Source organism: uncultured Dokdonia sp. (genome assembly GCF_937910895.1).
Lineage (GTDB): Bacteria > Bacteroidota > Bacteroidia > Flavobacteriales > Flavobacteriaceae > Dokdonia.
On the sequence record NZ_CALEMI010000070.1, the window covers coordinates 19,131 to 29,717 of the forward strand.

Annotated in this window: 9 protein-coding genes; 6 read left to right on the forward strand and 3 right to left on the reverse strand. The window is 35.9% G+C overall.

All coding sequences use genetic code 11. The features are described from left to right. Positions 1–27: 27 nt before the first annotated feature. Positions 28–2,589, reverse strand: coding sequence for a BamA/TamA family outer membrane protein (locus Q0505_RS08860; RefSeq protein WP_299211612.1), 2,562 nt, complete (start codon positions 2,587–2,589; stop codon positions 28–30). Positions 2,590–2,627: 38 nt separating this feature from the next. Here Q0505_RS08860 and Q0505_RS08865 point away from each other — a divergent pair, with 38 nt between their 5' ends. Beyond that, complete coding sequence (locus tag Q0505_RS08865) at positions 2,628–3,377, forward strand: RNA methyltransferase (RefSeq protein WP_299211615.1); 750 nt, start codon at positions 2,628–2,630, stop codon at positions 3,375–3,377. On the opposite strand, the gene Q0505_RS08870 is transcribed toward Q0505_RS08865, so the two are convergent. Together Q0505_RS08870 and ubiE are read right to left on the reverse strand one after the other, a co-directional pair. Continuing rightward, entirely contained in the window at positions 3,364–4,068 is a 705-nt protein-coding gene (locus Q0505_RS08870) for a porin family protein (protein ID WP_299211618.1), read from the reverse strand. The genes Q0505_RS08865 and Q0505_RS08870 overlap by 14 nt on opposite strands. 4 nt (positions 4,069–4,072) lie before the next feature. Continuing rightward, positions 4,073–4,801 (reverse strand): bifunctional demethylmenaquinone methyltransferase/2-methoxy-6-polyprenyl-1,4-benzoquinol methylase UbiE, encoded by a 729-nt coding sequence (ubiE, locus tag Q0505_RS08875; RefSeq protein ID WP_299211621.1) that lies wholly within the window; start codon positions 4,799–4,801, stop codon positions 4,073–4,075. A gap of 236 nt (positions 4,802–5,037) precedes the next feature. On the opposite strand from ubiE, the gene trkA reads away from it, so the two are divergent. Genes trkA through Q0505_RS08900 form a run of 5 tightly spaced genes read left to right on the forward strand, consistent with a single transcriptional unit; the run spans position 5,038 to position 10,263 of the window. Continuing rightward, positions 5,038–6,387 (forward strand): Trk system potassium transporter TrkA, encoded by a 1,350-nt coding sequence (gene trkA, locus Q0505_RS08880; protein ID WP_299211624.1) that lies wholly within the window; start codon positions 5,038–5,040, stop codon positions 6,385–6,387. A 12-nt stretch (positions 6,388–6,399) separates the two neighbouring features. After that, positions 6,400–7,896 (forward strand): potassium transporter TrkG, encoded by a 1,497-nt coding sequence (locus tag Q0505_RS08885; RefSeq protein ID WP_299211627.1) that lies wholly within the window; start codon positions 6,400–6,402, stop codon positions 7,894–7,896. Positions 7,897–7,898: 2 nt separating this feature from the next. Next, entirely contained in the window at positions 7,899–8,873 is a 975-nt protein-coding gene (locus tag Q0505_RS08890) for a YpdA family putative bacillithiol disulfide reductase (RefSeq protein WP_299211630.1), read from the forward strand. 30 nt (positions 8,874–8,903) lie between these two features. Beyond that, on the forward strand, positions 8,904–9,839 hold the full coding sequence (ctlX, locus tag Q0505_RS08895) for a citrulline utilization hydrolase CtlX (RefSeq protein WP_299211634.1): 936 nt from the start codon (positions 8,904–8,906) through the stop codon (positions 9,837–9,839). Between the two features lie 13 nt (positions 9,840–9,852). After that, positions 9,853–10,263 (forward strand): Rrf2 family transcriptional regulator, encoded by a 411-nt coding sequence (locus tag Q0505_RS08900; RefSeq protein ID WP_299211637.1) that lies wholly within the window; start codon positions 9,853–9,855, stop codon positions 10,261–10,263. Positions 10,264–10,587 lie beyond the last annotated feature (324 nt).

Sequence of the window (10,587 nt, forward strand, 5' to 3'; positions counted from 1 at the left end):
TAACGTTTGAAAGTACTACAACATCAATTAGAACGGGTAATTAATACCAATGTTATATACAGCATTAGAGAAATTATATTCTTTAAACCATCGATTTCCAATTTCTAAAGCTGGATCATACGTTTTAAATCCTATATCAAATCGCGCTACAAAAAAATCAAAATCAAACCGTAATCCAAAACCAGATCCAATAGCGAGATCTCTTAAACTAGAAAAACTATTAAATCTCGAATTGGGATCTTCTACATTGTCAAAAATATTCCAAATATTACCTGCATCTATAAAGAAAGCACCTTCAAATGGGCCTAGTAAATCAAAACGATGCTCTACATTTAAAGAAAGCTTCATATTGGCTTCATTAAACTCATTAGGAGCACCACTACTACCTGGACCTAATTCGTAGGCGCGCCAAGCACGATTGTCATTAGATCCTCCTGCAAAAAAGCTTCGTATAAAAGGAATACTGTTGGCATTTCCATAAGGAATTGCAATACCTCCAAAAGCGCGGATAGCCAAAATGTTATTATGTCCTAAATCCCAGTGTCTGGTATAATCAATTTCTGTTTTGGCATATTGAGAAAAAACAACACCCAGAATACGTGAGTTATCATCTTCATTTTTTGGAGCATTTACTAAGGTTGAGGCAAATGCAAGTGCATTTCCAGCAAGTTCAATACGTGTTCTTAATCTTGAGAAAGCATTGTCATATAAATTTTCTCGATTGTTATAAGTATAGGTAAAGTTAAGTGCAAAGATGAGATTGTCCTCTGTTAGTCTGTTTTGGCGTTCTCGTATCGCATTTATCTCAGATACTTGTGCATTAGTAAAACCATTTACAACTCCATTTTCTACATCGTTAATAAAACTATCTGCACCACTAGGTATCGTAAGCGTTGGTGTAGTGGCATCAGGCTCAAAATAATCTGGATTGATATTCGTTATATTTAATGCAGCAAGGGTGTTGAGATCCTCAAAACTATTTCTATAAATATTAAAATAATTTGGCGCGTTTAGATTACGTACATACTGTACGTCTAGAAGGTCAAATCTAAATGTATTTGTTGCAGAGGGTGTCCAGTTATACGATAATCCTCCAGCAAAACTTTGTTTATCGAGTCCTATATTTTGCTGTACGCTAACCCCTAAATTAAACCGAGTACTAGGTTGCCATTCTGCAGGAATTAGTTTTGAAGTATTGACAGGAAAGAATATTCTCGGAAAAACAAGACTTGCATTGATTCCTATTTCCGAAATATTAAAAAAACTATCATTATCATTTGCAGCATCGTCAGAAGCACCAATATTTCCTCTGGTTGAAATCTCTAAAGTTTCTGCTCCTCTAAAGAAATTACGAATTAATAAAGAGCCGAATCCTGCAAAACCAATATCTTGAATGTTTGAGGTAGAGACATCAAAATCTGCACGAAATTTATATTTATCCAATGGTGTCAAACGTATGTTGGCAATTAAGTCTGTCCCTGTACTATCCGCGGGATCTTGTTGGTATAAAATACTTGGATACTTAAACGTATTAAGTCGGCTTAAACGTGTGAGGGTTTGCGTTTTATCAATATCCCGATATATAGACCTTGGTTTGAGAGGAATAATATCAGTGATAGCATTGGTTCTATAGTTTAATTTATCATAGACGTAAAAATTATAACCATCCACACGTATAGAATCGGCAAAGGGTTTGTCCTTATTAGCAAAACTGTAATCTGTAATAATATTGATTTTATTTACTTTATGAACTTTAAAAGGAAGGTCTATGACAGAGTCTCGAACGGTTTCTTTACGATTATCTATAATAATTTCAAGATTTGTCTTATTTCCTGTATTTACAGTATCTCCAATGGCTCTAATACGATCGGATTCAAAATGATATAATCCGTTGTTTCTAAATAATTTTTCAATACGTAATCGTTCTCCTTCAAACTTATTTTTTTGATAGGGTTCTCCTCTTACAAGAAACGATTCATTTTTATGAGCTTCATAAATAGAGTCTGCCACAGGTGAGGCAATCTTAGTCACGATAGAATCTAATAAGTAAGGTTTGTAGCGCACCACATTATAACTTACAACCGCTCTTTGATTACTATCTTTCTTTATGGTATAGTCTACTTTGGTATTAAAATAACCATTGTTGATATAAAATCGAGCAAGTCTATTTGCCGATTTTTTAGTAAGATTTTCGTTGACAATCGTGGGGGCTTCTCCTGTGTTTTTTACACCAGAGTTAAAATCTTTTTTAAATCTTCTAAAAGACTCTACTTGCTTTCGCGAAAGCAAACGTGTCCAAAACGTACGTTCTCCATCATTTTTGGCGCGTTGCGCATTGAGAATAGAATCGATATTAGGACGCGCCCAATTATAGATATAAAGTCTAAAAGGCGCTCCAGCAACCTTTGTATTAGGTTGTTGGTATAAAAAATTATACAATCGCTGATCCGTAATCTTCTCGCCATCTACAGTAATCTCATTATCACTGAGCAAAAAATCGTCCTCAGGAACTCGTTTTATTGCATTACAACCAGCAAGTAGGACTGCTAGAAGAATAAATAATGATATTTTTGTAAACCTATGTTTCAAGTGAGTGGTGAAAATAAATCAAAAGTACATTTTATATAGTGTTAAGCAAAAGTAATATCAAACGAATAACGGGATTACATCAAAAAAAGTACCGTAAGCAAGAAGGACTCTTTGTTGCCGAAGGTATTAAGGTAATTAATGAGTTATTAGAATCTTCATGTGCACCAGAAGCTATCTATGGAATAGAGGATACGTCGTTACATATTCCTGAAGAAAACAAAAATATGTTTCAAAAGGTCACAGCTGCCGAACTTAAAAAAATAAGTTTCCTGAAAACCCCACAAACAGCACTCGCACTTTTTAAAATTCCGAAGCAGGTAGATGATAAACGTACAGGAATTACCCTACTTCTTGATGATGTAAGAGATCCTGGAAATCTGGGTACGATTATACGACTTTGTGATTGGTTTGGCGTCACAAGTTTGGTGTGTTCTTCACAAACTGTAGATTGTTATAACCCCAAAGTAGTACAAGCCACCATGGGATCTTTATCTAGAATTACTATTTCTTATGTCGATATAACAGCATATCTAGAAGAAGAAAAAAGACCTATTTACGGTACTTTTATGAATGGTTCAAACATCTATGCAGCAACGCTTCCTAAAGAAGCTGTAATTGTGATGGGGAATGAAGCCAACGGAATATCAGATGCTATTGAGCAACTCATTACTCAAAAAATAGCTATCCCGCGTTTTGGGCAATTACAAAAAACAGAAAGTTTAAATGTGGCAACAGCAACCGCCATCTGTCTAAGTGAATTTAAAAGAGGATGTGTTACTGAAACGTAAAGTTTAAGAAAACACCTCTGGATGACATTTTACTGATGTTGCCTGTCCATGGGCTGTTTCCCATATTGTCTCGTACCAACTCATCAGTCGTGGCAAAGACACCACGTATGCTTGGTGTAAATTTAAAGAAGTATAAATATAACTCAACCCCAAACCCTACTTCATAAAAGAAAGGACTGGTGGTTGTTCTAAACTGTCCTGCAAAATTATCATCAGGATTTTTCTCATTACTAGATAAGTTTACGGTTGTAGACACTCCTACAGTAACAAACGGACGAACATTATTGAGTCGCTTGGTATTAAATTTTAAAAGCAATGGAAGATATATATAGGTGCCAGGTACTTCGCGTATTAAATCCTGTTCACTGTCAAATCTTGGGTCGGGCGCATAGAGTAAGTCACGTCTGGTAAAACTCAAGCCAGGCTCTGTGCGTAAATCGATATAATCAGATAGCCTTAAATTAGCTACAATTCCTACATTAAAACCAATAGATCGCGTTACTTCAATATCTTCTTGTTGCGCTATATAATCAAAGTTATAATCATAGTTGTTAAATCCTAAATAGTACCCAAAACGTATTGGTTTTTTATCAAAATTTTGCTGATTTTGAACACGGGATCTTGTAAGCCATTGTGCTTGAGATGTCTGCGTAAAAGTTAAGAAAAATACGATGGCAATGAATACTCTCATGAATTTATTTTGAAGCTGTATAAATGGTGGCTACACCAAATGTTTGTGGTTGATCTTTCACGTTGGTAAACCCAATTTTACGCAAAATATTGTTCAACGCTTCACCAAAAGGAAAAACAGAAGCACTTTTACTTAAATAACTATAGGCTTCTTTGTCTTTAGAAAAGAGACGTCCCACAGTTGGTAAGATCACATTAGAGTGAAATTTATATCCTTGTTTAAACGGTGTTTTTGTAGGAACAGAGGTTTCTAAAATCACAAAGATGCCACCTGGCTTTAGTACCCGATAGATTTCTCTTAAACCTTTTTCCAACGTCTCAAAATTACGCACTCCAAAAGCAACCGTAATCGCATCAAAACTATCATTTTCAAAAGGCATCGCCTCACTATCTGCTTGGATCATCTCTATACGATCTTCCAGCCCTTTTGCTTTTATTTTGGTACGCCCTATAGAGAGCATCCCTTCAGAAATATCAAGCCCCACAAGTTTGGAAGCGCCACTATCAGCAAAATTGATGATCAAATCTCCAGTTCCCGTAGCAATGTCAAGAATACTTTCTGGCTTCGTTTCGGTGACAAGTTTTATGACTTTTTTTCGCCATTTTACATCAATTCCAAAAGAAATAACTCTGTTAAGCCCGTCGTATTTCCCAGAAATAGTGTCAAACATTTGCTCAACTTGCTCTTTCTTAGATTGATCAGAAGTTGTGTATGGCGTTACCTTTTTGGTCATAGCGCAATTTTTGGCAAATATACGGCATCAATAAAGAAGATAATAAGGACTTACTTAAAAAGGAAGTGCTATTTCTTTAGATTTTTAACAATTGGATTATATATGATGTCGTATTGATTCTGTAAAAGGTGTTTCCGCTTTCGCGAAAGCGTATAAAGCATAATTATCTACAGGATTAGATCGTATATCTTATCAATGATGTATCTTTGTATCACTTTTTCAGTTCATTATATTATATGAAAATTATCATTGCAGGAGCAGGTGAGGTGGGCTTCCACTTAGCCAAACTGTTATCATACGAGTCTCAGGACATTACACTTATAGACACCAACAAAGATAGCCTGGCGTATGCAGATACGCATTTGGATATTCGAACCATTAAAGGTGATGCGACCTCTATTGCTATATTACAAGATTCTAGAGTAGAAAACGTAGACTTGGTTATCGCGGTAACAGCGAGTGAGACGACAAATATTACGGTTTGTGTACTCGCCAAACAATTAGGTGCCGCACGTACCATCGCTAGGATTTCTAATACAGAGTTTATAGAACATAAAGAATTGGCAGGATTCTCTAAATTTGGGATCGATGAGTTAATATCACCCGAAAGTCTTGCTGCATCAGAAATCGAATTATTGCTGAATCAAAGTGGTTTTAGTGATACCTACGAGTTTGAAGAAGGCGCATTGACGATGGTTGGTACAACTTTATCACGTACTGCCTCTTTTGTCGGTAAAAGTGTAAAAGAAGCCGCTACTATTTTTCCAGAATTGCACTTTATGCCTATCGCTATACAGCGACTAGGGACACAGTATACGTTAATACCTCGTGGAGATACCGTCTTTAAAGAAGGCGATCAGGTGTATTTTATGACCATACAAGGCGGTGTTGAAGAGCTTTATAAACTGACAGGTAAAGTACGTCAAGACATTAAAAATGTCATGATCTTAGGAGGAAGTAACATTGGATTTAAAACCTGTAGGGATTTATGTTCTCATAAGTTTAATGTAAAACTCGTAGAACGTGATAAAGAGAAAGCAATAGATCTAGCAGATATTCTTCCAAAGGCACTCGTGATTAATGGTGATGGGCGTAATGTAGAGTTGCTTGAAGAAGAAAACATTCAGGATATGGATGCTTTTATCTCTGTAACTGGCGATAGTGAAACAAATATCATGTCTTGCCTTGTGGCAAAATCAAGAGGTGTTAAAAAAACAATCGCACTTGTAGAAAACATGGATTATTTCCAGTTGTCACAGAGTATAGGGATTGATACTTTGATCAACAAAAAATTACTTGCTGCAAATAATATCTTTAGATATATACGAAAAGGAGAAGTGGTGGCGATGACCAAACTCAATAACATGAATGCTGAGTTATTAGAGTTTATCGTAAAACCTACTTCTGAAGCAGAAGGAAAAAAAATAAAAGATATTGACTTCCCAAGATCTGCTACTATAGCGGGTGTTGTACGTAATGGCATAGGTGTCATTGCACTTGGTGATTTTAAAATCACCGCAGGAGATCGAGTAGTGGTATGTTGTTTACCGCGATCTATCAAACAAGTAGAGAAAATGTTTGTTTAAATAGATACGTAGATGCCAAAACTTAATTACAAGATTATTTTTCATTTAATGGGGTTGCTATTACTTTTTAATGGTGGCTTTATGATGATTTCTGCTCTTGTGAGTTTTATCACAGATGATGGGGTTGCTTTACAAATCACAGCTTCTGGGTTATTAGTATTATTTGCAGGAATGCTTTTAATGTTTTTAACAAGAGACCACAAAAAAGAAATCAAAAAACGAGAAGGATATATTGTTGTCACATTTGGTTGGCTGTTTATGTCTTTCAGTGGGATGTTGCCGTATTTAGTTACTGGTGCTATACCATCGGTAACAAATGCTTTTTTTGAAACTATAAGTGGGTATACTACCACAGGAGCCACCATACTTACAGAGATAGAATCACTACCTAAAGGAATTCTTTTCTGGCGTAGTACTACGCATTGGATAGGAGGGATGGGAATTATTGTTTTGGCAATCGCCATACTTCCCTTACTAGGTATTGGAGGGATGCAGCTTTTTGCAGCAGAAGCTCCTGGTCCTAGTGCAGATAAACTTCACCCAAGAATTACCGATACTGCAAAACGATTATGGCTTATTTATTTTGGTTTTACAGCGGCAGAGACCATAGCGCTAAAACTAGCAGGAATGTCATTTTTTGATGCTATAAATCATGCCATGAGCACCTTGTCTACAGGGGGCTTTTCTACTAAAAATGCAAGTATTGCTTATTGGAATGATACGCCTCTTATCCAATACATTATTATTTTCTTTATGATGTTGGCAGGAATGAACTTTGTATTGAGTTATTTTGCTTTTAAGGGGAAAGTGCAAAAAATTATTAAAGATGACGAGTTTAGACTCTATATGACTTTTATATTTGGTTTTGCCATCATAACAGCATTTGTTGTTTATTTTAAAGCTGACGTTAGTGTTTCTAGCATTGATCACCCTATGGTATTAGGTGCTGGTGAGAGTGCCATTAGACATGGGCTTTTTCAGGTATTGGCAGTGATCACAACCACAGGATTTGTAACTGCCGATTTTACCATGTGGACACCCTTCCTAACGGTTATCTTTTTTGGGCTTATGTTCTTAGGAGGTTCTGCGGGATCGACTTCAGGGGGTATTAAAGTGGTGAGACATTTATTAACCATACGCAACGCTTTTGTAGAATTTAAACGCACATTACATCCCAATGCGATTCTTCCCGTACGGTATAATACCCGCTCTGTAGACCGGACGATTATCTTTAATATACTGGCATTTTTTATTCTTTATATGCTTTCTTGGATTGTAGGAGCTAGTGTTTTAGGTGCTATGGGGTTGGATTTTATGACATCCTTGGGAGGAGCGGCATCTGCATTAGGGAATGTAGGCCCTGCTTTTGGAGACTTAAGCCCTGTAGATAGCTACAATAGTTTGCCTAGCGCAGGTAAATGGTGGCTAGCATTCTTAATGCTTATTGGTCGTTTGGAATTATTTACCGTACTAATTTTGTTTACACCCTTCTTTTGGCGAAATAGATAACTATGGACTTATCAAAAAAATATGATATTGTTATTATAGGAGGAGGTCCTATAGGACTCACCTGTGGTATAGAAGCTCAAAAAAGAGGACATTCTTATATCATTTTAGAAAAAGGGGTGTTGGTGAATTCTCTTTTTAATTTCCCAGAACAAATGACATTTTTTAGTACGTCTAAATTATTGGAAATAGGAAAAGTACCATTTATATCACATACAGATAAACCCACACGTAAAGAAGCTTTAGAATATTACAGAAGAGTAAAAGAAAGTTGGGGGTTAAACATAAAACTTTACACAGAAGTAGTTGCGATGACTCCAGAAGGAGATGGATATCATATTAAAACGAGCAAAGGTGATACGTTTGCAAAAGCTGTCGTTGTGTGTACAGGATTTTACGACACTCCAAGAAAATTACATATTCCTGGAGAAAAGCTACCTAAAGTAACTCATTTTTATGATAGTCCGCATCCTTATGTGGGGCAAAAGATAGTCGTGATAGGTGCTGCAAATTCTGCTTGTGATGTGGCATTAGAAACGTATTACAAAGGAGCAACTGTGACGATGGTTATCCGTGGGTCAGAGATTTATCCTAAAACAAAATATTGGATCAAACCTAATATAGAAAACAGAATTAAAGAAGGTGCCATCAAAGCATATTTTGACAGCACAGTTACCGAGATAAAAGAAGATACAGTTGTCCTAGAAACCCCAGAAGGTGTTGTCGAAATAGCAAACGACTTTGTACTTGCTATGATAGGGTATAAGCCTAACTATTCGCTCTTTGAATCTTTAGGATTACCTATTTCTGACGGTGCAGCCAAAGCACCCATTCACAACGAGAAAACCTTAGAAACACCTCTTAAAAATGTATATGTGGCTGGTGTTATCAATGCAGGGCTAGAAACTAGTACTTTATTTATAGAAAATACACGAGAACATGCAACTATAATTATGCAAGATATCGATAGTAAGTTGTAGCTTTACAAACTTTACTAGAGCATTTTAATTATGAATCAAACTACAGATACTATTTTAATGATTCGTCCTGTACATTTTAGGATGAATGAGCAAACCGCTGTTAATAATTATTATCAAAAAGAGATAGATGGTGTGCCGGCAGAAACACTTTTGCAAAAAGCACAAAAAGAGTTTGATGTTTTTGTGAGCAAGCTAGAAGCAGTAGGAATTAACGTGATTGTAGTCAATGATACTCAGGAAACAGATACACCCGATGCTCATTTCCCTAATAACTGGGTAAGTTTTCACGAAAGTGGGAAAGTAGCTACTTACCCCATGTTTGCAGAGAACAGACGTACAGAGCGTCGTGAGGATATTTTTGATATATTAGAATCCAAAGGATTTGCCATTACAGAGGTAATCGACTATTCTTCAGCAGAAGAAGAAAACCTCTTTTTGGAAGGGACAGGAAGTTTACTATTAGATCGTGTGCATCGTAAAGCGTATTGTGCGCTTTCGCCTCGAGCGGACGAAGAATTATTGATAGAGTTTTGTGAAGACTTTGAATACCTACCAGTTATTTTTACGGCAAACCAAACTGTAGATGGAGAGCGACTCCCTATTTATCATACCAATGTTATGATGTGTTTAGGAGAAGCATTTTCTGTGATATGTCTTGATACGATAGATGACAAAAAAGAGCGTAAAGTTGTATTAAAACATCTTAAGCAAGATGGCAAAGAAATTATTGCTATAACAGAAAAACAAGTAACTCATTTTGCAGGAAATATGTTACAACTTAGGGGTTCTAACAATACTCCTTATTTAGTAATGAGTACTGCTGCGCATAAGAGTCTTACCAAATCTCAAATAGATCAAATACAAAAACATGCAACAATACTTTCAAGTTCTCTTGATGTGATTGAGGAATGCGGCGGTGGGAGTGCTCGCTGTATGATGGCAGAAGTATTTCTTCCAAAAAAATAGCGTATTTTGTCGTATGCTTTCGCGAAAAACAAAATACGGACTTAAAGCACTTACCTATATTGCTCGTCAGGAAAAGGATACTAGGGTACTTATCCAAGATATTTCTGAGGCTGAAGATATTTCAAGAAAGTTTCTCGAAAGCATCTTACTTTCCTTAAGAAAGGCAGGTTTTTTAGGAAGTAAAAAAGGAAAAGGTGGCGGATATTACCTGATAAAACAACCCAAAGAGATTAAAATGGCAGCCGTTATAAGAGTCTTAGAAGGACCTATTGCTATGTTACCCTGTGTGAGTCTAAATTTTTATGAAAAATGTGATGATTGCCCAGATGAAGGAAAATGTGCCGTCCACGGGCTGATGGAAGAGGTACGTGATAGTACGTTACAAGTTCTTGAAAATAAGACGCTTGAAGATATTTTAAAGTAAAAAATAAATTCCTAGCAATTATGTAGGAATTTATATATATTAGTCTTGTAATTAAGCACAATGATATTAGTATAGAAAGGTGTCTTTTTTAACTGTGTTTGTAGTTTTCATAGTTATTATTTAACTCATATACTTTGAGTTGACATTCAGGTTATATTTTTTTAGTAGGATTTAAAAAGCAACCAACATATCTTTCTTTTAATATTAATTGTGCTTTTTTCTTTTTAAAACTACCTCAAGTTTCTACGGATCAAGTGTAAAAGTTGTGGGATTTTCTGATTATGCAAAAATAGTTGAGAGTCTGTATAAGAAGAAGTCTACATT